Source organism: Streptomyces sp. GQ60, from assembly GCF_059758875.1.
In genome coordinates, this window is the sequence record NZ_JCAXEG010000002.1 from 261,025 (window position 1) to 285,744 (window position 24,720).

Sequence of the window (24,720 nt, forward strand, 5' to 3'; positions counted from 1 at the left end):
ACCGGCGAGGGGACTTGAGGGACCGGGTGTCATGGGCGGGCTTTCGGGATCGGGCGGCGGGCGCTCAGGCCGAGTGGGCCAGGCTCGCCGGGTGGACGGCGTAGGCGAAGGGGAGTCCTCGGGCGTACCGCTCCAACTCCTCGGCGGCGCAGGCCGCGAGACGTCCGAGTTCGTTGCCCAGGGATCCGGCGATGTGCGGGGTGAGCAGCACGTTCGGGAGGTCGTAGAGCGGCGATCCGGCCGGCAGTACGTCGGGGTGGGTGACGTCGAGTACGGCGTGCAGGCGGCCGGAGACCAGCTCCGCGGTGAGCGCCTCGGTGTCGACCAGTGTCCCGCGCGCCGTGTTCACGAGCGTCGCCCCGTCGCGCATGAGGGCGAGGCGGCGGGCGTCGAGCAGGTGACGGGTCTCGGGGGTCTGCGGCGCGTGCACGGTCACCACGTCGCTGCGGCCCATCAGTTCGTCCAGGTGGACGGGCTCGACCCCCAGGGTCCTCGCTTCGTCCCCGTCCAGGTACGGGTCGTGGACCAGCACGTGGGCATCGTAGGAGCGCAGCAGTTCGATGACCCGGCGGCCGATGCGCGAGGCGCCGACGATGCCGACGGTCCTGCCGTAGTTGCCGATTCCGGGGTACAGCGTGAGCGGGTTGAGCTGCGTGCGGGCCTCCCGGTAGGCCCGGGCGGTGGTGAGGACGCGCTTGTTGGCGAAGACGATCGCGGCGACGGTGAACTCGGCGACGGGCTGGGCGTTGGCCTCGGCCGCGCTGGTGACGGACAGCCCGCGCCGCCAGGCCGCTTCCGTCATCAGCCCCTTCACGGTGCCGGCGGTGTGCACCACCGCGCGCAGGGACGGGAGGAGGTCGAGGGCCTGCTCGGTGAGGGGCGGGCAGCCCCAGCCGGTGAGCAGGACCTCGGCTTCGCGCAGCCGCGCGGGGTCGGCCGCGGCGAAGTCGGTCACCAGGAGGCCGGGGTCCAGGAGCGCGGTGGCGCCGAGCCGGGCCAGGGCGGGCCCGTCCAGCAGGGCCGCCATCGTCTCCCGGTCCATGGCGAGGAGGGTCCGGGGCTTGCGGGGCCCGGCGGGCTGGCGCGTCGGGTCGGGATCCGTCACTTGACCGCTCCCGCCGAGAGGCCGGAGCGCCAGAACCGCTGGAGACCGAGGAAGGCGAGGGCGAGCGGGACGACGGCCACCAGGGATCCGGTGATCGCAAGTGAATACAACTCCGGGTTCTGCACGACGAGTTGGTTCCAGTTGTAGATGCCGAGCACCGCGGGGTACAGGTGGTGGTCGTTGAGCATGACCAGCGGGCCGAAGAAGTTGTTCCAGCTCGCGGTGAAGGAGAAGAGGAAGAGGGTCATGAAGCCGGGCATGAGCATCGGCAGGGAGACCGACCGGAACACGCGCATCTCGCTCGCCCCGTCGATGCGGGCGGCCTCGATGACCTCACCGGGTACGTAGCCCTCGGAGAAGACCCGGGCCAGGTACACGCCGAAGGGGTTCACGAGCGCGGGGATGAGGATCGCCCAGTACGTGTTGACGATTCCCGTCTCGGAGGCGAGCAGGTACTGCGGGAGCGTGATGACGACGCCCGGGACCAGGGTGCCGATCAGGATGAGGCCGAAGAGCGGGCCCTTGCCCCGGAACTCGTACTTGTCGAAGCAGTATCCGGCCGCGACGCTGATCAGCGAGGAGGCCAGCGATCCGATGACGGAGTAGAGGAGGCTGTTGAACAGCCAGCGGCCGAAGATGCCGTCGTCGTACGTGAAGACGGCCCGGAGATTGTCGAGGAGGTGGAACTCGCCGAAGCCGAAGCCGGCCGTCCCGAAGAGGTCGGCGTGGTTCTTCGTCGCGGCGATCAGCAGCCAGGTCAGCGGCATCAAGGTGTAGAGGACCGCCACCAGGAGCACGCCGTTGACGGCCACCTTGGAGGCCGTCGCGGCACCCCGGCGCGGCCGCTTGGCCTGCTTTCCGGCGTCCTTCCGGACGGGTGCGGATCCGGTTTCGGATCGGGTTGCGGATCCGGGGGCCGTTCCGTGCGCGGCCGCCGGCTCGCTGCCGGGGGCGGCCCCGGACGGGGCCGAGGGGACCGTACGGATGCTCATGACGAGCCACCTCGCTTTGCGATCCGGGTGACGACGTAGGAGAGGGTGCCGGCCACGAGGGCCATCAGGAGCGAGGCGGAGGAGGCGAGACCGTAGTCGTGCCGCTCGAAGGCCGCCTTGTAGATGAACATCATCGGAGACCAGTCGGAGCCCATCGAGCCGGACCGCTGCGAGAGGAGCATCGGCTCGCTGAAGATCTGGACGACGCCGACACAGGTGAAGAGGAGGGTGAGGAAGACGGCCGAGCGGATCATCGGCAGCTTGATCTGCAGGGCGATGCGCAGTTCACCGGCACCGTCCATGACGCCCGCTTCGATGACCTCGCGGGGCACGGCCTGCAGTGCGGCGAAGAAGATGATCATGTTGTAGCCGATCCACTGCCAGGCGGCGATGTTCACCATCGAGGGCAGGACGCTGCCGGGAGCGAAGAAGTCCCACTGCCCGCCCGCCGCTTCGATCCACTCCAGGACCGGGCTCAGGCCGGGGGTGTACAGGTAGATCCAGATGATCGCCGCGATCAGTCCGGGCACCGCGTGCGGCATGAAAACGGCGAACTGGACGAGGCGCTTGGCCTTGGCCGCGGCCGAATCGACGAGCAGCGCCAGGGCGAGCGCCGCGCCGATCATCACGGGGATGTAGATGGCGCAGTACGCGGCCACGTGCAGGAAGGAGGAGGTGAAGCCGTGGTCGCCGAGCGCCTTGGCGTAGTTCCCGAAGCCGCTGAAGACCCGTTCGGTGCCGCCGAATCCGAGACCGGAGGAGCGCTCGGTGAAGAAGCTCATCCAGAGCGCGTAGACGACGGGCAGGATCAGGACCGCGGCGAAGAGCAGGAAGAACGGGCCGAGGAAGACGAGCACCGCCCTGCCCTGGCCTGGCCGGCGTACGGGCGCGGCGCCGCGCGCTGGACGAGTGAGTGGTGCTGCCACCGGATCTCCTTGGTGGTGCGCTACGGAGGAAGGACGGGGGGCTGAGGGGCGAGGGAGGCGAGGAGGAAGGGGCCGGGCGAGGGGGGACGGGGAGCGGGGCCCGGGTGCCGGGGAGCGGGTGCCCGGGTGCCGGGAGGGCTTCGGGCCCCGCGCGGCGCCTACTTCGCGAGGTTGAGCCCCCGGCCCTTGATGGCCTCCTCGGCGGCCGTCTGACCGGCGGCGAGTCCGTCGGTCAGGGTGCCCTTGTTCCCGGCGTCCTGGATGGCGGTGTTGGTCGCGGTCTGCACCGGGCCCCAGACCCAGCCCGGGACGATGGTGTCGACCTGCGCGCCGGCGATCTTGTAGACGTCGTCGCCGCCGAAGAAGCCCTTGTCGTCGAAGGCCGCGGCGGCGATCGTGCGCAGTTCGGGGTTGGCGGGCAGGCTGCTGCTCGGCGCCTTCAGGCTGCTGAGGCGGGCCTTGACCCCTTCGGGGCTGGTGGCCGCCCAGGTGGCGAACTCGGCCGCCTCCTTGACGTGCTTGCTGCCCTTGGTGACGGCGTAGCTGGTGCCGCCGAACATGCCGGTGGCCGGGGTGCCCCAGTGCGGCAGCGGGGCGACGCCCCACTTGCCCGAGTCCTTGGCCAGGGACGTCATCGTGCCGCCGGCGCTCCACGAGGCGCCGATGAAGCTGGCCAAGACTCCGTCGGCCTTGGCCTTCGCGAACTCCGGGCCGTTGATCTTCAGGTTCATCACCAGGTCGTCCTTGACCAGGCCCTGCCAGTACGAGGCCACCTTCTGCGAGGACGCGTCGTTGATGTTGACCTTCCAGGCACCACCCTCGGTGCCGTACCACTTGGCACCGGCCTGCCAGGAGAGCGCCGCCAGCAGGGGCGCGTCGTCGTTGCCCCAGCCGCCTATGCGCACGTTCTTGTCGGCGGCCTTGATCTTCTCGGCGGCCGTCTTGTACTCGTCCCAGGTCTTGGGGACTTCGACGCCCGCGTTCTTGAAGAGGTCCTTGCGGTAGTAGAGGAGGTTGGGCGTGGCGTCGTACGGCACGGCCCAGGTCTTGCCGCCGAGGGTCACCCGGTCCTGGACGCCCTGGGGGAACTTCTCCTTCACCGCGGCGCCGGCCGGGCCGGTGATGTCCGCCAGGAAGCCCTGGCTGACGAACTCCGGCAGGGTCGGGTACTCGATGCCCGCGACGTCGGGAGCGTTCCCGGCCTTGATCGCGTTGCTGATCTTGGCGTACCCGTCCGGTCCGCCGGTGATGGCCGAGAACGTGACCTTGATGTTCGGGTGGGACGCGTTGAAGGCGTCCACCACCTGCTGGGCACCGCCGGTCCAGCCCCAGTAGGTCAGGTTGACCGGCTCTTTGGGGGCGTCGGCCTTCGGCGCGGTGCCCTCGCTCCCACCACAGGCAGTGGCGAACAAGGCCAGCGAGAGCGTGGCGAGGGCGGCGCGGGAGGTACGGGAAGTGAGCTTCACTGCTCTGCTCCTCAGATGCGAGCCGTCGATGCGGCGAGGTGATGCACATCATTCGGCCAGAGAAGAAGAGAGTCAATAGAAAAAGAAAGTTTGAGAAAGAAAAGCCAAGCTACGGTGAGGACTCACTGGAGGCGCGCACCCGCAGCTCTGGGAGGATGGCGATCCGCCGGCGGGGCCGGCCCGGCTCGCGCAGTCGCCGTACGAGCAACTCCACGCCCGTGACCCCAACTTCGTGCTTCGAGGGCGCCACCGCACTCAACGGCAGGTCCGCCAGGGAGGCCACCTCGTCGTCGTACGAGACCAGCGCGACATCGCCGGGCACGGCCAGCGAGGCACTGCGCAGCCGCTGCATCAACACCATGGCCTCGTGGTCGGGGTGCACCAGGGCGGCGTCGACGCGCCCCTCGCGCACCGCCTCCACGAAGGCTGCCATCGCTTCTTCGTAGGCGGCGTCACCACCCCCGAACTGCGCGAGGTCGAGGAAGAGCGCGTGCTCGGCGGCCTCGGAGCCGGCCTCGTCCATGGCCGCGTAGTAGCCCTTCTTGATCCAGGGCGCGGTGGGGGTCCCACCCCGCACCACCAGGGCGATCTTGCGGCGCCCCGTGTCCAGGAGGTGGCGCACCGCCAGTCTGGCCCCGTACCCGTGGTCCGTTCCGACGTGCTCGGCGGCGGAGGCCTGCTGTTCGGGGCGGCGCTCGATGAGCACGACGGGCACGCCGAGTTCCTCGTACCACTGGCCGCCCGGTTTCCCGTCGGCGGCGGAGGGCGCGAGCAGCAGCCCGTCGACGCCGTCCGCGACCATGCGCGCGGCCTGCGCCTTCTCGGTGTCCACGTCGTACGTGGACACCGCGAGGGTCAGCCGCACCCCGAGGGCGTCCGCCGCTTCCCGGGCCCCCTTGATCACGTCGGGGTAGTAGTAGTCGGAGGAGGGCACGATCAGCCCGAGGACCAGCGGCCGGCCGGACCCCGGGCCCGCTCCGGGTCCAGATCCTGGTCCGGCTCCGGGAGCGGCCGAGGTCGCGCGGACAGCTGCCGGGGCGGCGGCCGCGGAAGCCGTCTCCGCCCAGTCCTCGGGCAGCATCGCACCGCCGTGCACCCGGGCCAACAGGCCGCGCTCCGCGAGGACTTCGACGTCCTTGCGGACCGTCACCACGGACACGCCGAGCTCCGCCGCGAAGTCCGAGACGCGCATCGATCCCGCTTCGCGGACCCGGCGCAGGATCGCCTGCTGTCGTTCCTCTGCGTGCACGGTGGAGCTCCCCTCGACTGCATCCCTGGTCGAGGTCAGCGTAGCGCGCGAAAGTAAAAACTTCCGTTTTCTTTCGAACGAAAGCATTGCATAGTGAGCCTGGCTGAAAGCTACCCTGCGTCCGCGTCGGCGCAGCCGGGGTGACCCCAGCGCGAACCGAGCTTGCTGATCTTCTCCCCCGCCGCGTACTGCTTCCCGCAGGGGCAGGTGCCGGGGAACTTGGCCTTGATGGTCACCCCGGCCCGGCCGGCGGTCGCGGTCCTGGCCGACGTGGCGCTCTTGGCCGACGTCGCCCCGGTCGTACGGCGGGCGGAGGTGCTGCGGGCCGGGGTGCTGCGGGCCGGCGCCGGGACGGGCATGGAAGCGTGCCCCAGCGCGGTACCGGCCGGCTCCTGGCTGACGGCAGCCTCGCTGGCCGCCTGGTCGGCGATCGCATTCAGGTGGTCGCCGTCCTCGCGGTGCGCGGGGACGTAGCGGAACTCCACGTCCCGGTCGGTCAGCAGGGCGTCGATGCTCTCGACGAGCTCGCGGTTGGCCACCGGCTTGCCCGCGGCCGTCTTCCAGCCGTTGCGCTTCCAGGCCGGGAGCCACTGGGTGACGGCCTTCATGGCGTACTGGGAGTCCATCCGCACCTGCACGGCCGTACCGGGGGCCACGGCCTCCAGCAGACGCTGCAGGGCGGTGAGTTCACCCACGTTGTTGGTGGCCCGGCCCAGCGGTCCGGCCTCCCAGCGCTCGGGGTGCCCGTGGACGTCGGCGATGACCCAGGCCCATGCGGCCGGCCCGGGATTTCCCTTGGCCGCCCCGTCGCAGGCGGCGATGATGCGATCAGACATCCCCCGATCATGCCTCACCGCGACCGCCGCCCGCGCCGGTGGCCGTTGCTGCTGGTGTCACTGCCACTGCCGCTGTGACCGCACCGCGCCCGGCTCGGGCGACGGCGGCGCGGCCACCGCGCGAAACGACGCCTCCACAAAGTGTCAGAGACTGACAATTGACATGGGTGACGCCATTGCTAGGCTTCGGACGTGATCCAAGATCCGGGCGCCCCCTCCCCCGCGCCACCGCCCGTGCCCGTTCCCGGGACCGCACCCGCGCCGAACTCCGCGACGGAGTCGGAGGCCGGCCTGCGCGAGCGGAAGAAGGGGCGGACCCGCAAGCTGCTGCGCGAGGGCGCCGCCGCGCTGTTCGCGGAGCACGGTTTCGCGGGCACCACGGTCGCGGACATCGCCGCCTGCGCGAACGTGTCCGAGCGGACCTTCTTCCGCTACTTCGAGAGCAAGGAAGCCCTGCTCCTGCCCGACAGCGTCGACCTGTTCGCGTACGTCGAGGCCGAACTGGCCCGGCGCCCGCCGCAGGAGGATCCGCTCGACGCCGTCTGCAACGCCCTGTTCTCCGCGGTGGCCCCCTTCGCGACGTCCAGCCTCACCGCTCTCACCCACTCCGCGGCGATCGCGGGTGACGAGCGCGTGGTGGCCGCCCAACTCGTCCAGCTCTTCGCCGATTTCGAGAACCGGCTCACGCTCCTGGTGCGGAACCGGTTCCCCGCCGACGCCCCGGACGCCGACCTGCGCGCCGGGGTGATCGCGGGCGCCGCCCTGTCCGCCGTCCGTGCCGTCCTGCGCACCCAGCGCCGGCGCCGCGCGAACGGCACCCCCACCGACACCCCACCCTCCTCGCTTCTGCTGGAGGCCTTCGGAATGCTGAAGCAGATCGGATCCGCCGCACAATGAAGCTCCGACGCACCCCCGTACTCGTCACCGCCGGGATGGCCGTCGCCCTCGCCGGCGTCTGCGTGGCCGACGTCGTGGTCGAACACACCGCCCAGAACCGCATCGCACGGGCGGCCGGCTGCCGCCTCCAGGCCCGCGGGCCGGTCACCGCCGAGCTCTCCGGCGCCTTCGCCGGACTCCGCGCGCTGACCGGCCAGGTGGGCTCCGTACACCTGGCGGCCGAGGGCGTGCGCCGCGCCGACACCGACATGGACATCGAGGCCGACCTGTACGACGTCACGCGCGACGGCGGCATGAGCGGCGGCCGGGCGACGGCCACCATCCCCTACGAGGCCCTGCAGGAGCGCCTCGCCGACTCGGCGGAAGCCGCCGCGGGCGCCGACGGGCTGAAGGTGGGCGGCGACGCGAAGGGACTCACCCTCACCGGAACCGTGGGCGGCCTCGGCCTCCCGGTCACCGTCCACGCGAGCACCAGCGCCACGGCTACCGGCCTCACGATCACCCCGACGACGGTCACCGTACTGGGCCGCGAACTGCCGATAGCCACCGTGAGCCGGCTGCCGGGCGCGGCCGGCCTGGCGGAGCGGCTCGCACCCCGGACCGTCGACGTCGGCGAGCTGCCCGACGGGGTCAGCCTCACCGGAGCCCGGACCACCGGGGCGGGCCTCACCCTGGACGCGTCCCTGGCGAAGTCCTCCGCGTCGGATCCTGCCGGAAACGGCTGCACGTCGACATAGAGCACTCTCACCTTCCTTTTCGCAAACACAACCCTTGAGGCAAATCCTCCATGTCATCGCTGCACACATCCACAGAATTGACTTTACAGATTCTTTAAATTTACCCTCCAGCCATGCGCAAATCATCCGCCGTCACGCTCTCCGCCCTCGCCCTGGCCGGCCTGGCTCTCGCCGCCGCCGGCTGCTCCGCCGGTACGGCCGACCAGGCCGTGGACCAGGTCGTCGACCAGGCCGTCGACCAGGCCGTGAACGAGACCTACGAGGTCACCTACGAGGTCACCGGCAAGTCCGTCGACTCGGTCTCCTTCCACGACGGAGGGGGCACGCCCACCGCGCCGAACCTCGCGATCGCCGAGCAGCCGGGCACCCCGTGGACGAAGACGGTCACCCTGCGCGGCATCATGCCCGCGGCCGTCTCCCCCAGCTCGATCGACAACCCCGCCGACCTCACGTGCAAGGTCATCTACAAGGGCGAGGTCATCAAGGAGGCCACGGGCGAAGCGGCCACGGCCGGCGGCTGCGTCGCGGTGTCGCCCGTCACCTCCCCGTAGCCCGTCCGGCCACTCGGGCAACCCGTACCGCAACGGGCTTGACCTCGACCGGGCTTGAGGTGTGATCGTGGTCCGCATGACCACGGAACTCCCGTCCCGCGCGGCGGACATCGAAGCGATCGGCCGGCTCGTCGCCACCGTCGAGCACTCCCAGCAGAACAAGGACCCCGAGGAGTTCCTCGGCCTCTTCCACCCGGACGCGATCTGGACGACGGCCCACGGCAAGGTCCTCCTGGGCCTCGACGCGATCTCGGAATTCACCCGCAAGGTCCTGCCCGCGGCGAGCTGGGACGGCCAGGTCACCTACGAGGTGGTCCACGTGCTCTTCATCCGCCCGGACGTCGCGGCCGTCAAGGTCCGCCAGCGCTACCTGTCCCCGGGCGAGGAGAGCGAGGGCGCTCCGCTGTACGTGATCTCGAAGCAGCCGGACGGCCGCTGGCTGCTGACCGCCTGCCAGAACACCGGGGTCGTCGTGGACGAGCCGTAATCGGCTCGCGCGCCGCATCCGCGGACGGACAGGATGGCTCGACCAGTCCGCCGTTCGAAGGACCTCCGATGAGCAGCCCGCCGTACGCCCGATCCGCCCGTGCCTCCCTGGACGGGCTGGTGATGGGCGATGCCTTCGGCGACAGCTGGTTCACGCTCTCCGGCGAGGACGTCGAGGGGCAGTGGGCGGCCCGCGGGCTCCGGCCCGCTCCGTGGCGGTGGACGGACGACTCCGCCATGGCGTTCGTGCTCTTCGCCCACCTGACGGCCCACGGGGAAGTCCGGCCCGGCGCTCTGGCGCGGGAGTTCGCCGCCGAGTACGCCCGGGATCCGGGGCGCAAGTACGGGGCGTCCATGCACGAGGTGCTGGAGCGGATAGGCGCGGGCGAGGGCTGGCGGGGTGTCACCGCCGAGCAGTTCGGCGGGCAGGGTTCCTACGGCAACGGCGCCGCGATGCGGGTCGCCCCGCTCGGTGCCTGGTTCCGGGGCGACCCGAAGGAGGCCGCCGGGCAGGCCCGGCTGTCCGCGCTGGCCACGCACGCCCACCCGGAGGCGGTCGCGGGCGCCGTCGCCGTGGCGGTGGCCGCCGCGCTGGCGGCGGCGAGCGCCGGCCGGGACGCCCCGGTCCGCGCCGAGTTCCTCCGGGAGATCGCCGGGTACGTACCGGGGAGCGAGGTCGGATCCGGGCTGCGGACGGCCGCGGGCCTCCCCGCGGGGACATCGGTGCGCCGCGCCGCGTCCGTACTGGGTTCGGGGTGGCGGATCTCGGCCCCGGACACCGTGCCGTTCGCCCTGTGGTCCGCCGCGGGGCACGTGGACGACCTGCCGGAGGCCCTGTGGCAGACCGTCGGCGGCTGGGGCGACCGCGACACCACGTGCGCGATCGCGGGCGGGGTCGTCGCGGCCCGCACCGGCACCGGCGACGTTCCGGCCGACTGGCTCGCGGCTCGAGAGGCCGTTCCCGCGTGGAGCGGGTGGACGCCCGAGCAGCCGGCTCCGCGGCCGAGCACTGTCCCGAAGATCATGTGACTACTAGGCTGCGGCGATGGAACGCGAACACGCGGCCGACGCGCCCGGAAGCCCCTCCCGGGACCGGGACCGGGAAACGGACCAGGGCCAGGGCGCTCAGGCCCTGGACCGGGCGAATCACTACGACGGTTTCGCCGAGGCGTACTCGGCGGCGTGCGAGGACAACCTCGTGAACGCACTCTACGAGCGGCCCGCGATGCTGGCCCTCGCCGGAGATGTGGCCGGCCGCCGCATCCTGGACGCGGGGTGCGGTTCGGGCCCCCTCTCCGCCGCCCTGCGCGGCCGCGGTGCGGTCGTCACGGGCATCGACTCCAGCCCCGGAATGCTGGCGCTGGCAAGGCGGCGACTGGGTGACGACGCGGCCCTGCGCCTGGCCGACCTGCGGGAGCGACTGCCGTTCGCCGACGGCGCGTTCGACGACGTGGTCGCTTCGCTGGTGCTGCACTACCTGGAGGACTGGGGACCGGCGCTGGCCGAGTTGCGGCGCGTGCTCAGGCCCGGCGGCCGGCTGATCGCGTCGGTGGACCACCCCTTCGTCGCCTACACGATCCAGGAGCCCCGGCCCGACTACTTCGCCAACAGCAGCTACACCTTCGACTGGACGTTCAACGGAACGTCCGTCCCGATGAAGTTCTGGCGCAAGCCACTGCACGCGATGACGGACGCCTTCACCACCGCCGGTTTCCGGCTTTCCGTCATCAGCGAACCGCAGCCCGACCCGGCGGCCCGTGAGCGGTTCCCCGACGGCTTCCACGACCTGTCGCGCAAGGCCTGTTTCCTCTTCTTCGTCGTCGAGGTACCGCTGCCGGCCGCGGTTCGCTGATGCCGGGACCGCGTGTATCGCGGGCGTATGGAAAAGCGCATACGCCACCGCAACGCCCCGCCGTCTCCCATGGGGACATGAACCACAACGCCTCCCCGTCGGCACCACCCCGCCTCCGCACGCGCAGGGTCGTCCTGTTCGGCCTCGCGGCCCTCGGCGTGGCGAGCGTCCTGTACGTCGTACGGCGACCGCTCATGATGTCCGCTCCGAGGTGCACGGCCGGGCAGTGGCACGGCTGCCTCGACACGTTCAACGGCGTGGTGCTCATGACCCTCGCCACCCTGCCCCTGGCCGTGCTCGTCGCGTGGGTCCTGGCCCGCCGTCGGCGGGCCGCCGGAGCCGACGGCGGGTCCGCGTGGCGGATGTCGCTGGCCGAGGTCGGCATGGTGCACGGGACGCTGCCGTTCGTGTGGATGACCATGATGCCGGGCTCCGGAGCCGGGATCGTCCCCGGCCGCTTCAGCCTGGTACCGGTACGGGACCTGCTGACGATGGGGCCGCTCGGGATCGGCGGCAATCTGCTGGTCTTCGCCTCGCTCGGCTTCTTCGCCCCGATGCGGTGGACGGCTCTGGCTTCCGTCCCACGGGTCCTGGCCCTCGGGGCGGGCTGCTCGGTCCTGGTCGAAACCGCGCAGTACGTCTTCCGGCTCGACCGGGTGTCCTCCGTGGACGACGTCCTGGTCAACGCATCCGGCGCCGCCCTGGCCGCGCTCGCGTCGCGCCGCTGGTGGCGCACCAGGGCGCCGGCACCGTCGGAGCGGCCCAGCCCCGCGCCGGCACTGGCAGGCTGATTCCCTCGGCCGGTGCGCCCAGGGTCCGCACGTACGGGCTCGTGACACACACCGTGCATACGTCGGCGATATGTCCTGGTGCTTAGGCTTCCGGCATGCGCGTACTGATCGTCGAGGACGAGCCCTACCTGGCCGAGGCCGTCCGTGACGGCCTGCGGCTGGAGGCGATCGCCTCGGACATCGCCGGCGACGGCGACTCCGCCCTGGAACTGCTCGGCGTCAACTCCTACGACCTCGCGATCCTCGACCGCGACATCCCCGGCCCCTCCGGCGACGAGGTCGCCCGCCGCATCGTCGCCTCCGGCAGCGGCATCCCGATCCTCATGCTCACCGCCGCCGACCGGATCGACGACAAGGCCTCAGGTTTCGGGCTCGGCGCCGACGACTACCTCACCAAGCCGTTCGAACTGCGGGAGCTCGTCCTGCGGCTGCGGGCGCTCGACCGCAGGCGCGCGTACGCCCGGCCCCCGGTCCGCGAGATCGAGGGCCTGCGGCTCGACCCCTTCCGCCGGGAGGTGTTCCGCGACGGCCGCTACGTCGCGCTCACCCGCAAACAGTTCGCCGTACTGGAGGTCCTCGTCGCCGCCGAGGGCGGCGTCGTCAGCGCCGAAGAGCTGCTGGAGCGGGCCTGGGACGAGAACGCCGACCCCCTCACCAACGCCGTGCGGATCACCGTCTCCGCCCTGCGCAAACGGCTCGGCGAGCCGTGGATCATCGCCACGGTGCCGGGCGTCGGCTACCGCATCGACACCCAGCCGCAGGCCGGACACGAGGGAGCGAACCGGGGATCCGACCGTGGATAGAGCACCCGGGCTGAGCGTTCGCGCCAAACTCACCCTCAGCTACGCCGGATTCCTCATGGTCGCCGGCGTCCTGCTGCTCGCCGCGGTGTGGCTGTTCCTCCTGCGGTACGTCCCCGATCGGGCGCTCATGGTCTCCGTCGACACCTCCACCGACGGCGTCTTTCCCATCCGGTCCAACCTCCTGCGCGTCTTCGCTCCGAGGGCGGCCGCGGTACTGGCGTTCCTGCTGGTCCTCGGCCTCGTCGGAGGGTGGATCCTCGCCGGCCGGATGCTCGCACCCCTCACCCGGATCACGGATGCGGCGCGGACGGCCGGGAACCGGTCGCTGTCCCACCGGATCCGCATGAAGGGCCGCCAGGACGAGTTCCGTGAACTCTCCGACACGTTCGACTCGATGCTCGAACGACTCGAGTCCCACGTGGCCGAGCAGCAGAGGTTCGCCGCGAACGCCTCCCACGAGCTGCGCACCCCCCTGGCCATCTCGCGGACGCTCCTCGACGTGGCCCGCAGGGATCCGACGCGGGACCCGGGCGAACTCGTCGAACGGCTGCACGCCGTCAATGCGCGGGCGATCGACCTCACCGAGGCCCTCCTGCTGCTCAGCCACGGCGACCGCGCCGACTTCGCCCGCGAGGGCGTCGACCTCTCCCTCCTCGCCGAGGAAGCCGCCGAAACCCTGCTTCCCCTCGCCGAACAGCGCCGGATCACGCTGGAGGTCACCGGTGGGACGGCCCGGACCGACGGCTCGGCGGAGCTCCTCCTGCGGATGGTGACGAACCTCGTCCAGAACGCCGTGGTCCACAACCTCCCCACCGGCGGGACCGTGACGGTCCACACGGAGGAGCACGGTGACACGAGCGTGCTACGGGTCGAGAACACCGGCCCTCCGCTCCCACCGGAACTGGTCCCGACCCTCACCGAACCCTTCCGCCGCGCAACGGAACGCGTACGCACCGACGAGCACGCCGGTGTCGGCCTCGGCCTGGCGATCGTGCACAGCATCGTCCGTGCCCACGCCGGAACCCTCGAGCTCCTCCCCCGCCCCGACGGCGGGCTCCTCGTCACGGTCCGGCTCCCCGGCACGCGGTGGGCATCGCCCGTACGGGGCAACGCCGGCTAGCGCAGGCGTACGAGTTTCGCGCCGAGGGACGGTGCGGACAGGTCCGTCCGGAGTGCCACGGGGACCGTCTGGGCCCCCGGCCCGGTGCCGATGGTCAGGACCCCGATCTCGGTCCCGGCCGGCGCCTCCTCGGGGAGTCCCTTCTCGCCGACGGCCAGGCTCAGGTCGAGCCGCTGGCCCGGGACGGCGACGACGGCCGTGTCCCGGGTGGCCACCACCGGGGTCCGGGTGCCGAGCCCGTCGTCGACGTAGCCGACGACCTGGCCCTTCTTGACCGCGCCGGCCGAGGTCAGCGCCGCGCGGACGGCCTCGATGACCTTCTTGCTGTTCTGCTTGACCAGGATCAGGCTGTTGGAGCCGCTGGGGTCGGCGCCGGTGACGCGCTGGTCGAGCATCGTCCCGAGGATCAGCGGGGTCTTGTCGCCCACCGTCTTGTACGCCGCCCACATCAGCGCGCCGCCGGCCGCGGAACTGGAACCGGTCTTGATGCCCTTGATGCTGAGCCCGGCGATGAGCAGGTCGTCGTTGTTGTTGTTGAGCTTCTCCGGCAGGCCCGGGACGGCGGCGTTGGGAAGCTGGACGATCGCCCGGAACGCGTCGGACTTCATGACCTCCTCGGCCAGTTTCAGCTGATCGACGGCGGTGCTCACGGTCTTGGCGTCGAGCCCGCTCGGATCGGTGTACGTCGTGGAGGTCATGCCGAGCGCTGTGGCCTCGGCGTTCATCTTCTCCACGAAAGCGGTCTCGGAGTCGCTTCCGGTGTCCCAACGAGCCAGCAGACGGGCGATGTTGTTGCCCGAGGGGATCATCAGCATCTTCAGCATGTCCTGCTGGGAGAAGCGGGTGCCGGCCGTCAGACCCGGTATGCGCGATTCGCTCTCCGAGGTGCCGTCCGCGACGGCCTTGGCGTCGACCTCGATCTGCGGGCCGCCCTCGTCCTTCTTCAGCGGGTGGTTCTTGAGGATCACGTAGGCCGTCATGACCTTGGCGACGCTGGCCGTCGGCACGGGCTTCTGCTCCCCGAACGTCCCCACGTCGCCGGCGCCGCCGATCCGTACGGCGGCCTGGCCCTTCTCCGGCCAGGGCACGTCGAACCGGCCGTCGAGGGTGACGGAGGAGGCGGTGTCCCCGCTGGTGAGGACGGCGTCGGGCAGCGGCCGCAACGCCTGTACGACGGCCAGTACGGCCACCAGCAGGAGCAGTGGCGGCACCCAGATCCGCACCCGCCGGGCCACGGTGCGGCCGGGTGTCGCGGGCGGCGGCGGGGTGTTGGTGAGCCGCGCGAGCAGATCGAGCGCGGGCAACGGCTGCTCGGCGGTCCCCTCGGGGGTGGCGGCGAGCCCCGGAGCGGGGGCGGTACCGGGAGCGGGGGACGTCCCCGCAAGCGGGGCGGGTCCCGAGGCCCGGACGGGTACGGGGCCCGGAGCCGACGCGGCTGCCGGAACCTGGACCGGTCCCGTCGGCGCGGCCGAGTCGGGCCGTACGGTTCCCTGCGCCGACGCCCATGCGGGCACCGACGCCGACGGGGCCCCTTCCAGTGGCTTGAGGGCGAGGAACGTGCTCGTCCTCTCGGCGTCCGACTCAGGACGGAGGCCGGGACCGCCTGCCGCCATCGGCTCCGAACCGGGGTCGGTACCCGGACCCGACTCCCGGCCCGGCCACGCGTCCGGCCGCGGCACCGGGTCCGGCGCGGGCGAGACCCTGGCGGCCGCCTCCGGGACGGCTTGCGCCTCCGTTACGGACTCCCGCTCCGGCCACGACACGGGACCCGGGGCAGTCGCCGCCGCGGCCCCGACCCCGGAGACAGGCACGGACTCGGCTCCGGGCACGGGCCCTGGTTCTGGTGCGGGCGCTGTCTCAGGTGCGGGAGCAGACGCACCCTCAGGCCCGGCGCGAGGCGCAGGCTCAGCGCGAGGCGCAGGCTCAGCGCCAAGCTCAAGCTCGGCGCCAGGCGCAGGCTCGGCGCCAGGCGCGGACACGGGCACGGCCTCGACCACAGCCTCTTCCTCGGCCTCGGCCTCAGCCTCAGCCTCGGATGAAGGCGCAGGCACGGGCACGGGCACGGGCACGGGCACGGGCAAAGCATCGTCCGCAGGCGCCGCCTCGGAACCCGCCCTCGGAGCCGGAACCGGGCTCGGGTGGGGAACCGGCGCGGGCGACCTCGTCTCGGGGCCGTCCTTCTTCGCGTCGGGCGTATCGCCCTCCACCGGTACCGCCGTCATGCCGTACACCGCCTTGCTCGTGCCGTTCTGGATCAGCCGCCAGTCTCCGTGGCCCATATGCGCGGGTGATGCGCACTTGATGACCAATCGGTCACAATCCGTTCAGCCCAGCCCAACCGGGGCCTGGATCCGTCATCAAACGATCACCAAACGATCACGACTCCCTCATGGGCGCCCCGAAGAATCACCCTCTCCCCCACGCACGGCACCACCAGGAACCGGACACCGCTCATGAGTCCCGGCCACCCCGACCCCCGGCTGAGGCTGAGCCGATATGCCGGTCGGCGAGGGCCGACCCGGCGTCGGGCACGGGCACCCGGGCGCCCCGGGAGACACCCGGGAGGGCAGGCCAGAGAGAGCAGACCGGCGCTGAAGTCGGTAGCGGCAGCGAGGAGTTCGTGCGCGCGCGAGGCCGCCGGGCCTTGACCACGGGTCTAGCCCGACGGGTGCAGGGCCAGCAGGGCCGAGCGGTGGGAGACCCAGCCCAGGAGACGGAGCCGTTCCTCGTCGAGGACCGGGAGGCCGTCGCCCTCGCTCTCGGCGAGCAGCGGGAGGGCCTCCTGCAGGGACTGGCCGGCGAGCAGGGTCGGCGGGTGGTCCCGTACCGCCTCGACGGGCGTGGTCTCGGGCAGTCCTTCGTGCAGGGCCCGGGAGAGGGCGAGGGCGCCCACCGAGCCCGCGTAGTGACCGTGCCGGTCGACGACGGGGAGGCGGCCGGCGTCCGCTTCGATCATCGCCGTGACCGCCTCGCGCAGGCCGGTGCCGGGCGCGAGCGCGCGCGGCGGTGGTCCCATGGCGATCCGGACCTCGATCGCGGCCGGGCCGCTGAGGTCCAAGTCGACTCCGCGGCGGCGGAGTTTGGCCGTGTAGACCGTGTCCCGGCTGAGTGCGTGGCTGACCCCGGTGGCGACGGCGACGGCGGCCATCAGCGGCAGGATGATGCCGTACTCGCCGGTCAGCTCGTAGATGATGACGACGGCGGTGATCGGCGCGCGGGCCGATCCGGCGAAGACCGCGCCCATGCCGATGACGGCGTAGGTCGTGGCCGAGCCGGTCACCCCGGGGGCGAGGTGGTCCATCGTCTGTCCGAAGGCGCTGCCGAGCATGGCACCGACGAAGAGGCTGGGGGCGAAGACGCCTCCCGAGCCCCCGATCCCGATGGTGACGCTGCACGCGATGATCTTGCCGACGAGCAGGACGAGCAGGAATCCGATCGCGTACCCGCCCACCGCGGCCTTGCCGAGGACCGGGTAGCCGACCCCGTACATCTCGGGCAGGGCCAGCAGGATCGCGCCCAGGACGATGCCGCCGGCCGCCGGGCGGAGCCATTCCGGGCCGTGCCAGACGGAGTCGCAGAGGTCTTCCACCCCGTACAGCACCTTGGTGAAGAGCACCCCGACGGCCCCGGCCACCGCGCCGAGCAGTACGTACAGGGCGTACGCGGCCAGGTGGCCCGCGCTGATCGGCGCCAGGGCCAGGAACCGTTCGTCGCCGAGGGCCGCGCGTCCGATCACACTGGCGGTGACCGCGGAGACGGCCACCAGGCCGAAGGCGCGGGCCGTGAAATCGCGCAGGATCAGTTCCATCGCGAAGAAGACCCCGGCCAGGGGCGCGTTGAAGGTGGCGGCGATGCCACCGGCCGCGCCGCAGGAGACCAGCAGCTTCATCCGTTCCTCGCGCACGCGCAGGAGGGATCCGGCGGTGGAGCCGAGGGCGGCGCCGATCTGGACGATGGGGCCTTCGCGGCCCACGGAACCGCCGCCGCCGATGCACAGCGCGGACGCGAGCGATTTCACCACCGCGACCCGGGGTGGGATCCGGCCACCCTGGCGGGCGACCGCGTACATCACCTCGGGGACTCCGTGGCCGCGCGCCTCCTTGGCGTAGCGGTAGACGAGCGGCCCGTAGAGCGCGCCCGCGACGACGGGCGCGAGGAGGACGAAGTACGGTCCGAGCCAGGGCACGTACGGGTTGTCGGCGTGGCCGGCGGCGGAGTAGTCGTCGTGGCCGGACAGCGCCCGGGTGAAAACCTCGATCAGCCAGCGGAAGCCCACCGCGCCGAGTCCCGCGCCGGCGCCCACGAGCACCGCGGGCAGCAGCATCGCGGCCTGGGTGCGGTTCAGCGCGTCCCGCGCCCCCTCCGCCGAGAACGGACCCATCTCCACTCCTCAGGAACCGATCCACAGCCGATCGCGCGCCCCGGCCCCTGACCACGATCCCCCGGAACCCCCCATCCAACGGGCCGGCTCCCGCCAGGGCCCGGAGGCGGGCCGGAGGTACACCCGCCCGGCGTAGGGCCGATCGCGGGTCCGTCCGGGACGGTGTGCCGCCTGGCCGAAGGGCGCCCCCCGCCCGTTCCCCGTCCCGTACAGTCCGTGCTGCCTCCGCCCCGGCGGGGGCGGAGCCCAGCCGGCGAACGGACGAACAGGGGAACACCGATGGCCATCGAAGCCGGTCCCGTGGGCCGCGTCGCTCCCCCGGTCCCCGAGCTGGACCCTTCCGTCGTGGAACGGTGGAGCGCGGGAGGAGGCGAGCTCGTCGAGCTGCTGGCCGAGGTGAGCGAACGGCTCGGCGGGGTCGGCGCGTTCCGGCTCGGGGACGGTCCGGGAGGCGGGTCGAGCAGCGGGTCGGAGGGCCGGCCGACGGTGCTGGTGACCGGTCCGGGGGCGATCCAGCACGTACTGGCCCTGCATCCGCAGCTCTACGTGAAGCGCTCGCACCGCGCCCGGCTGCTGGTCGGCGACGGCGTGCTCTCCGCGACCGGCGAGGCGTGGAAGCGCCAACGGCGGCTCCTGCAGTCCCAGTTCACGGGGACCGGGATGCGCCGCTACGAGCAGCGGATCGCCCAGGCCGCGCGGACCGCCGCCGGGCGCTGGGCCGCGTACGCCCGTACCGGGCAGGTCTTCGACGTCGGCGAGGAGATGCGGCGCTTCGCCCTCGACACCATCTGGCGCTCCCTGACCGGCAACCCGCTGGACGCGGACACCGACCGCGAACTGGGCTCCGTCGCGGCCGTGGTGGCGGCGCTGCCGACGCTGCCCTCCGGTTCCGCCGGCGCCGGGGAGGCGGTCGCCGCCGATCTGGCCAGGATCGACGCCGTGGCCCACCACGCCATCGCCGCCGCCCGCCGTGGCTCCGCGGGTCCCGACGGGCCGGGGCTGCTGCACCTGCTCGTGGAGGCGTCCGCCGAGCGGCCCGAGTACACCGACCGGCTGATCCGCGACGAGCTGGTCACGCTGCTCGTCGCCGGGCACGAGACCACGGCCACCACGCTGACCTGGCTGTACCTGCTGCTCCACCGTCATCCCGAGGCCCGCGAGTGGGCCCTCGCGGCGGGCGGCGAGGGCTCGGTCGAGCGCCGCGAGGCGATCCAGGCCCTGGTCCACGAGACGCTGCGGCTGTACCCCTCCGCCTGGATCCTGCCCCGGCACGCCGTGGAGGACGACGTCCTGGCGGGCTACGCCGTCGAGGCGGGCACCGATGTGGTCGTCTGCCCCTATCTCGCGCACCGCGACCCGGCGCTGTGGCCCGATCCCGAGCGCTTCGACCCGCTGCGCTTCATCGCGCCGGGCGGCCGGCCGTCCGTCCCGGGCGGGTACGTGCCCTTCGGCATCGGCCCCCGGGCCTGCCTCGGGCTGCAGTTCGCGCTGCGCGAGTCGACGGTGTTGCTGGAACACCTGCTGCCGGCCCACGTGCCGGCCTTCCGGTCCGTCCCGGACAAGGCGGCCTACAGCATCACGGTGCGTCCGGACGGTCCGACGCCGGCCACGCTCGCGGCACGCTGAGCCCGAGGGCGGTGCGGCATTCCGCGGCCGGGGACGAGCGGTGCGCCGGTCCGGGAGCCGGGTGCCGGACCGCCCCCGCGTCCCGCACCCGGCTGCGAACGGCTCACCTCCTGCGGGCCCGCCACCGCGTGCCAACCAGAACGCCCGCGATGAGCAGCAGGCCCGCGCCGGTGCCGGCCAGGCCCGCGCGGAGCCCCTCGGGGACGTACGAGCACTCCACCCGATCGGCGCCGCCGGATCCCAGGGGGACGCCGAGCAGGCCCTGGTACGAGACCGGGGCGCGGGCCGGTCCTCCGTCGACCGAGCAGCTCCAGCCGGGGGACGCCGTGGTGGCGAGCACCGCCGTACCGGTCGAGCCCTTGGGGAGCCGGGCCTCGATGCCGTGTCCGCCGACCGTGACAGCGGTGGCCCCGCCCGCCTTCAGCCCGGCCACGGCCGCGTCGAAGGCGGCCTGGTCCAGGCAGCCGAGCGCGTCGGGCGGCAGGACCTGGCCGTCCTGCGGGGTGCGCACGGAGAAGGTGAAACGGCCGTCGGCCGGCACGGTGCCCAGTTCCCTGACCGGGGCGCTGACCACGGGCGGCCTGCCGGCGAAGCTCTCGAGCCGGCCGGTTGCCTCGGCCCGGGCGGTAGCGAACAGGTCGGGCGCGTGGAGGAAGGCCCGGGCCCCCGGGGCGCACCGCCCCGTGAACACGGTCCAGCCCTCGGGGCCCTCGCCCTCCGTCCTGGTCAGGGCGAAGCCCGGGCCGGCCGCCGGTGCGGGTGCGGCCGGGCCGCCGATGCGGGCGAGGGCGGGCACGGTGTAGATCCTGGCGCCGAGGGCGGCCTGGCGCCGTGCCCAGACGGAGCCCTCGGGAGCCCCGTAGGCCTGGTCGCCGCCCGGTGCGCGGAGGGTGACCAGGGGCGGGGCGGGGAGCGTGCGGACGGTGACGCCGTCCTCGCCGACCCGTTCGAGGACGGTGCCGATGCCGAGCAGGGCCCGCAGCACCGGATCGCCCGCGGGCCACAGGTGGCGGCCGCCCATGGCCTGGCCGAGGCCGAGGCCGCGCAGTGCGCGCGCGGTCTCCACGCTCACGTAGCTGCTGTAGTAGGCGCCGCCCTGGCCGCCGACGAGCATCGCGTCGTTGTTGGTGACGAAGAGGCCGGACCCGGCGTCGGCTCGGGTGGCGGGCCAGTTCTTGTGCGCGTCGAGGGCCTGGTGCGCGCCCTTGCCGAGCTCGGTCATGGTCTGGGCGCGTGCGGGGCCGCGCCGGAGGGGGTCGTTGGCGACGGAGTCGCCGTAGACGGAGTACATGGTGCCGGCGAAGACCGAGACGGCCAGCAGCAGCATGACGCAGATGCGGGCGGGGCGGCGCAGCCCACGCGCGTAGAACAACAGCAGGGCGGTGGTGACGGCGCCGCCGGTCAGGACGCCGGTGAGGGCCTGCCCGTTGACCGGCGGGAGGTCGTGGGTGGCCGCGACGAGCAGGGCCAGTAGGCCGGCGCCGCCGAGCACGGCCCGGGGCCGGGGCATGTGGGCCAGGCAGATCCAGGCGGCCATCGCCAGCATGCCGCTGAGCACGAAGGACTCGCGGAAGGGTGCGCCGTGCGGGAGGGCCCCGCCCTGCCAGAGCTTGGCGGTGGGGGTGCAGACGAAGGAGGCCCCGGTCAGCAGCATGAGCGAGAACCAGGCGACACGTTCGCGGACGCGGACCTTCGACTGGAAGGGCAGGGTCAGAACGAGGAGGAGGACGAGCACCCCGGCGTAGACGTTCGGCGTGGCGACGCGGACGGGATGGGTGCCCGGTATGAGCATCGAGAGGAAGGCCAGCGCATCGATGTCCACGCTGACCACGTACAGCTCGGTGGGCTGCGCCCGGCGGTTGGCGAAGGCGCACACCAGGATGGCCGGAGCGGCGAGGAGCAGCCCGGCACCGGTCATGGTGGCGGCCCGCCACAGCGCCCGGCCGCGGGTGCGCCGGTCGGTTTCGGCGAGCAGGAGCCGTACGAGGAAGACAAGCGCGGTGGCCGCGGTGGCCATGGCGGCGGTGTAGAAGTTGGCGTACCAGCACAGGGCGACGAGGAGGCTCCCGAGGACCCAGCGGCGGCCGGTCAGACACCAGTCGGCGGCTATCCCGAGCAGGGGTATCGCGACCAGGCCCCAGGTCCACATGGGGACGATGGTGCCCTCGGCGACCCCCCAGCCGCAGACGGCGTAGCCGACGGAGAGCAGGGCGCGCAGCCAGGGCGAGCCGGGGCGCAGGCGCCCGAGGTACACGGTCATCAGCGCGGCGGCGAGGCCCATGCTGCAGAGGCTGACGAGGTAGACGGAGAGCTCTGCGTGCTGGCGCGGCAGGAGGCCGGCCAGCAGGGAGAACGGATTGCCGAGATAGGTGAAGAAGTCACCGAGGAATCCGACGCCGTAGCCGCTCTGCCAGTTGAACAGCAGATCGCCCTCGGCCCGGCCGTGCAGAAGGTCCCAGAGGCGGGTGTGGAACGGAACGTATTGGTGGCGCAGGTCGTTGGTGGCGCGCGGGACGGACCCGAAAGGGTAAACGCCTCGCGCGGCGAGACCGGCGCTGTAAGCCGCCATGGATATGAGCGCGGCCGCGAGAGCGGAAAGGAATGCGATATTCCGCTTAACCCCGCCGACCTGGGACGCGACCCTTCCGCGACCTCCCGTGAAGAGGTGCTTTCCGGCAGGCTGGAGTGAAGTGGCGGTCATATGTGGCAAACCCTCGTGCGTGACTAATCGGCCACGGACAGGCCGCCGATTCCCGCACCCTATGTACACCGCCGAAGAATTTACGCACGCGACGCAACGAATATGATCGCAATCACGGGATGGTCCGGTCCGAGCAGCATAAAAAATGGACAATCGGCTGGTTTCCGCTCGGCCCGTCCTCGAGCAGCGCCCGGCCCGAGTGCCGGAACCACCGGATCCCGTAGGCTCGACGGATGGCAAAGTACTTCGACGTACACCCCGATAACCCCCAGCCCCGCGCCATCGGCAGCATCGCCGACGGCATCCGCGCCGGAGGACTCGTCGCCTACCCGACGGACTCCTGCTACGCGCTGGGCGCCCAACTGGGCAACCGCGACGGTGTGGACCGGATCCGGTCCATCCGGCAGCTCGACGACCGCCACCACTTCACCCTGGTGTGCGAGAACTTCGCGCAGCTCGGACAGTTCGTCATCATCGACAACGACGTCTTCCGCGCGATCAAGGCATCCACCCCCGGCAGCTACACCTTCATCCTCCCGGCGACGAAGGAGGTGCCGCGCCAGCTCCAGCACCCGAAGAAGAAGACGGTGGGCGTGCGCATCCCCGACCACGTCGTGGTCCAGGCCCTGCTGGCCGAACTCGGCGAGCCGCTGCTGTCGAGCACGCTGCTCCTGCCCGACGAGGCGGAGCCGATGACGCAGGGCTGGGAGATCAAGGACCGGCTCGACCACGTCGTGGACATGGTGGTCGACTCCGGCGACTGCGGGACGCTGCCGACGACGGTCATCGACTTCTCCAGCGGCGAGGCCGAGATCGTCCGGCGGGGCGCGGGCGACACCGCGCGCTTCGAGTAGCGGTTCGGCCGACGTTCGGACCCGTTCGGCCGGCGGGCAGGCCGGGCCTGCCCGCCGGGAGGGATGCGAGCCGGGCCGGACGCGAGCCGGGCCGGATGGCCGCCGGGACGGCCTGTCAGGTGGGCGGGTACAGGACGGGCTTGAGGCCGTAGTCGAGCTCGGAGCCGTCCACGAGGAGCGCTTCGACCGTTCGGGTGCGCGGATCGATGTCGGCCACCATCCCGTCACCCGAGTAGCGGGGGTAGCCGGAGGCGCCGTTCTGGCCGGTCGGTACGACGACGGCCGAACGGACGGCGTCGTCGGGCGACCCCTCCACCACGTGCTCGGGCACCAACAGGATCTCGAAGGTCTGCGGTTCGGTACTCATCCCCCGACGCTAACCGGCTCCCGCCGATCATGCCGCCCGGCGCGGGCCGGGCGCGCGGCGGGTGCCGTCGCCCTACGAGCGCCGCGCGCCCTCCCCCGGCCCGGCCGGCTCCGCCCCGGCCGCCGAGGGGGAGCGCAGCAGACCGCGCGCCCACCGCTCGTTCAGGCCCGCGAGGAAGCCGACGGCTCCCCAGAAGAACCAGGTCGTGACCAGGGCCCCGTGCTCGGCGCCGGAGAGCGGGCCGGGACCGCACAGTTCGGCGGGGGTGGCCGGCGGGGTGAGGACGGTGAGGATCCCGCCGGCCACGAGCAGGTAGAGCGCGGTGGCCAGGAACCACCCCACCACCACCCGGTACCAGCCCTCTTGGCGCAGCGCCCGGCACAGCTGGACCGGATCCGCGTCCGGGCCGGCCCCGCCCGGACTGTCCCGGATGAGCTGCCGGGGATCGCGCAGCCGGACGATCACGCTGAAGACCGCGCCCATCGCGCCGCCCGCGAAGCACACCAGGGCTCCCGCCAGGGCCAGTCGCGAGGCGCAGCCGACTTCCACTCCGAAGATGCCGGGGACCCACGCCCCCACCGCGAAGACCACGACCAGGATCACCGGGCTGACCACGATCCCGCACGTCAGGCCCGTGTTCAGGCCCCGGGCCGCCGCGGTGGCCGTATCGGCTTCGAGCCGTGTTCCGGCCTGAGCGACCGCCGTCTCCAGCCGGGCCACGTCCGCCCCCCGGGCCACGGCGCGCAGGGCGCGGAGCAGTTCCCCGGTGGCCGCCACCCTCGTACGCCGTTCGAAGGCCCGCTGCGCGGCCGTGTGCAGGTGGTCGAGGCGGAGCATGAGCTCCGGTTCGGCACACCACAGTTCCCGCAGCCGCTCCGGATCGATGTCGGGCACCTCTTCCAGTGCCCGTATCTCCTCGTCGGCCGCGCCGTCGAACCACTCGCGCACATCGCGCAGCATCGGGTCCCCCTCTTCGCACA

22 protein-coding genes are annotated in these 24,720 nt (G+C 72.3%); 11 read left to right on the forward strand and 11 right to left on the reverse strand.

Annotated features, from left to right (window positions below):
• Positions 1 to 64: 64 nt before the first annotated feature.
• From AC6CKD_RS06220 to AC6CKD_RS06245, 6 genes are all read right to left on the reverse strand, one after another.
• On the reverse strand, positions 65 to 1,042 hold the full coding sequence (locus AC6CKD_RS06220; protein ID WP_498326267.1) for a hydroxyacid dehydrogenase: 978 nt from the start codon (positions 1,040 to 1,042) through the stop codon (positions 65 to 67).
• Between the two features lie 59 nt (positions 1,043 to 1,101).
• Positions 1,102 to 1,872, reverse strand: coding sequence for a carbohydrate ABC transporter permease (locus AC6CKD_RS06225; RefSeq protein ID WP_498326268.1), 771 nt, complete (start codon positions 1,870 to 1,872; stop codon positions 1,102 to 1,104).
• Between the two features lie 221 nt (positions 1,873 to 2,093).
• Positions 2,094 to 2,954, reverse strand: a complete 861-nt coding sequence (locus AC6CKD_RS06230) for a carbohydrate ABC transporter permease (RefSeq protein ID WP_498326269.1) — start codon at positions 2,952 to 2,954, stop codon at positions 2,094 to 2,096.
• Positions 2,955 to 3,181: 227 nt separating this feature from the next.
• Complete coding sequence (locus AC6CKD_RS06235; protein ID WP_498325711.1) at positions 3,182 to 4,489, reverse strand: ABC transporter substrate-binding protein; 1,308 nt, start codon at positions 4,487 to 4,489, stop codon at positions 3,182 to 3,184.
• A 109-nt stretch (positions 4,490 to 4,598) separates the two neighbouring features.
• Positions 4,599 to 5,738: a substrate-binding domain-containing protein gene (locus tag AC6CKD_RS06240; RefSeq protein ID WP_498325712.1), complete on the reverse strand. Its 1,140-nt coding sequence runs from the start codon at positions 5,736 to 5,738 to the stop codon at positions 4,599 to 4,601.
• 110 nt (positions 5,739 to 5,848) lie between these two features.
• The gene (locus AC6CKD_RS06245) at positions 5,849 to 6,574 is read right to left on the reverse strand and encodes a ribonuclease H family protein (protein ID WP_498325713.1); all 726 of its coding nucleotides are present in this window, start codon (positions 6,572 to 6,574) and stop codon (positions 5,849 to 5,851) included.
• 192 nt (positions 6,575 to 6,766) lie between these two features.
• On the opposite strand from AC6CKD_RS06245, the gene AC6CKD_RS06250 reads away from it, so the two are divergent.
• The 9 genes from AC6CKD_RS06250 (at position 6,767) to AC6CKD_RS06290 (ending at position 13,811) form a co-directional block, all read left to right on the forward strand.
• Positions 6,767 to 7,471 carry a TetR/AcrR family transcriptional regulator gene (locus tag AC6CKD_RS06250; protein WP_498325714.1) on the forward strand — a complete coding sequence of 235 codons (705 nt, stop codon included), beginning with the start codon at positions 6,767 to 6,769 and terminating at the stop codon, positions 7,469 to 7,471.
• On the forward strand, positions 7,468 to 8,208 hold the full coding sequence (locus AC6CKD_RS06255; RefSeq protein WP_498325716.1) for an LmeA family phospholipid-binding protein: 741 nt from the start codon (positions 7,468 to 7,470) through the stop codon (positions 8,206 to 8,208). The genes AC6CKD_RS06250 and AC6CKD_RS06255 overlap by 4 nt, the downstream gene beginning before the upstream one ends.
• Before the next feature lie 113 nt (positions 8,209 to 8,321).
• The gene (locus AC6CKD_RS06260) at positions 8,322 to 8,759 is read left to right on the forward strand and encodes a hypothetical protein (protein WP_498325717.1); all 438 of its coding nucleotides are present in this window, start codon (positions 8,322 to 8,324) and stop codon (positions 8,757 to 8,759) included.
• Positions 8,760 to 8,835: 76 nt separating this feature from the next.
• Positions 8,836 to 9,246 (forward strand): SgcJ/EcaC family oxidoreductase, encoded by a 411-nt coding sequence (locus AC6CKD_RS06265; protein WP_498325718.1) that lies wholly within the window; start codon positions 8,836 to 8,838, stop codon positions 9,244 to 9,246.
• Positions 9,247 to 9,314: 68 nt separating this feature from the next.
• Positions 9,315 to 10,274: an ADP-ribosylglycohydrolase family protein gene (locus AC6CKD_RS06270; RefSeq protein ID WP_498325719.1), complete on the forward strand. Its 960-nt coding sequence runs from the start codon at positions 9,315 to 9,317 to the stop codon at positions 10,272 to 10,274.
• Positions 10,275 to 10,290: 16 nt separating this feature from the next.
• Positions 10,291 to 11,097 carry a class I SAM-dependent methyltransferase gene (locus tag AC6CKD_RS06275; protein WP_498325720.1) on the forward strand — a complete coding sequence of 269 codons (807 nt, stop codon included), beginning with the start codon at positions 10,291 to 10,293 and terminating at the stop codon, positions 11,095 to 11,097.
• 77 nt (positions 11,098 to 11,174) lie between these two features.
• Positions 11,175 to 11,888 carry a VanZ family protein gene (locus AC6CKD_RS06280; protein ID WP_498325721.1) on the forward strand — a complete coding sequence of 238 codons (714 nt, stop codon included), beginning with the start codon at positions 11,175 to 11,177 and terminating at the stop codon, positions 11,886 to 11,888.
• A 95-nt stretch (positions 11,889 to 11,983) separates the two neighbouring features.
• Positions 11,984 to 12,691, forward strand: a complete 708-nt coding sequence (locus AC6CKD_RS06285; RefSeq protein WP_498325722.1) for a response regulator transcription factor — start codon at positions 11,984 to 11,986, stop codon at positions 12,689 to 12,691.
• The gene (locus tag AC6CKD_RS06290) at positions 12,684 to 13,811 is read left to right on the forward strand and encodes a sensor histidine kinase (RefSeq protein WP_498325723.1); all 1,128 of its coding nucleotides are present in this window, start codon (positions 12,684 to 12,686) and stop codon (positions 13,809 to 13,811) included. Before AC6CKD_RS06285 ends, AC6CKD_RS06290 begins: the two co-directional genes overlap by 8 nt.
• Here the strand turns inward: AC6CKD_RS06290 and AC6CKD_RS06295 are convergent.
• Together AC6CKD_RS06295 and AC6CKD_RS06300 are read right to left on the reverse strand one after the other, a co-directional pair.
• On the reverse strand, positions 13,808 to 15,325 hold the full coding sequence (locus tag AC6CKD_RS06295; protein ID WP_498325725.1) for a D-alanyl-D-alanine carboxypeptidase family protein: 1,518 nt from the start codon (positions 15,323 to 15,325) through the stop codon (positions 13,808 to 13,810). The genes AC6CKD_RS06290 and AC6CKD_RS06295 overlap by 4 nt on opposite strands.
• A gap of 1,142 nt (positions 15,326 to 16,467) precedes the next feature.
• The gene (locus AC6CKD_RS06300; RefSeq protein ID WP_498325726.1) at positions 16,468 to 18,192 is read right to left on the reverse strand and encodes a chloride channel protein; all 1,725 of its coding nucleotides are present in this window, start codon (positions 18,190 to 18,192) and stop codon (positions 16,468 to 16,470) included.
• A 279-nt stretch (positions 18,193 to 18,471) separates the two neighbouring features.
• Between AC6CKD_RS06300 and AC6CKD_RS06305 the strand changes: the two genes are divergently transcribed.
• Positions 18,472 to 19,818: a cytochrome P450 gene (locus AC6CKD_RS06305; RefSeq protein WP_498325727.1), complete on the forward strand. Its 1,347-nt coding sequence runs from the start codon at positions 18,472 to 18,474 to the stop codon at positions 19,816 to 19,818.
• Between the two features lie 103 nt (positions 19,819 to 19,921).
• Here the strand turns inward: AC6CKD_RS06305 and AC6CKD_RS06310 are convergent, their stop codons facing one another.
• The gene (locus AC6CKD_RS06310) at positions 19,922 to 22,387 is read right to left on the reverse strand and encodes a YfhO family protein (protein ID WP_498325728.1); all 2,466 of its coding nucleotides are present in this window, start codon (positions 22,385 to 22,387) and stop codon (positions 19,922 to 19,924) included.
• 365 nt (positions 22,388 to 22,752) lie between these two features.
• Here AC6CKD_RS06310 and AC6CKD_RS06315 point away from each other — a divergent pair, with 365 nt between their 5' ends.
• Positions 22,753 to 23,373: an L-threonylcarbamoyladenylate synthase gene (locus tag AC6CKD_RS06315; protein ID WP_498325729.1), complete on the forward strand. Its 621-nt coding sequence runs from the start codon at positions 22,753 to 22,755 to the stop codon at positions 23,371 to 23,373.
• A 115-nt stretch (positions 23,374 to 23,488) separates the two neighbouring features.
• Here the strand turns inward: AC6CKD_RS06315 and AC6CKD_RS06320 are convergent, their stop codons facing one another.
• Positions 23,489 to 23,740, reverse strand: coding sequence for a hypothetical protein (locus AC6CKD_RS06320; protein ID WP_498325730.1), 252 nt, complete (start codon positions 23,738 to 23,740; stop codon positions 23,489 to 23,491).
• A gap of 72 nt (positions 23,741 to 23,812) precedes the next feature.
• Positions 23,813 to 24,700, reverse strand: coding sequence for a hypothetical protein (locus AC6CKD_RS06325; RefSeq protein WP_498325731.1), 888 nt, complete (start codon positions 24,698 to 24,700; stop codon positions 23,813 to 23,815).
• Positions 24,701 to 24,720: the final 20 nt, after the last annotated feature.